The 337-nt window shown below is 46.0% G+C and carries 1 protein-coding gene; it reads right to left on the bottom strand.

Annotation, left to right across the window (positions count from 1 at the left end; genetic code table 11):
* A partial coding sequence (locus ACYQ1N_RS07595; RefSeq protein ID WP_459834523.1) for a hypothetical protein occupies nucleotides 1-337 on the bottom strand: 337 nt, incomplete at both ends.

Raw genomic sequence — 337 nt, forward strand, 5'->3', positions numbered from 1 at the left:
GTCCAATGCTGCCAATTTCCGGAGTCATCCTTATAAGACCAATATTGGAATGTCTTACCCGGAACCTCCGGAGTCGGCGGAGCCGACTGCATGGTTCCGTAGAGGTATGTCTCATTAAAGTCTTTGCCCTGTACTCCCGTATCAAAATAAACGGTATATGACTTTCTTGCATAGTAGACCGAAACCGTTATGTCTCCGTTCTGCGCAATCTTTACCTGCTTCGGTTCAAGCGCCTGAAATCCCTCGTAATCACGAACTGAAGCTTTCGTATATTCTCCCACATTGCCGTTTAAAGTTTCATATTCCGTAAGAGCTTCATCGTTGTAAGTTCCGTCCG

It is taken from the genome of Howardella ureilytica (assembly GCF_054657495.1).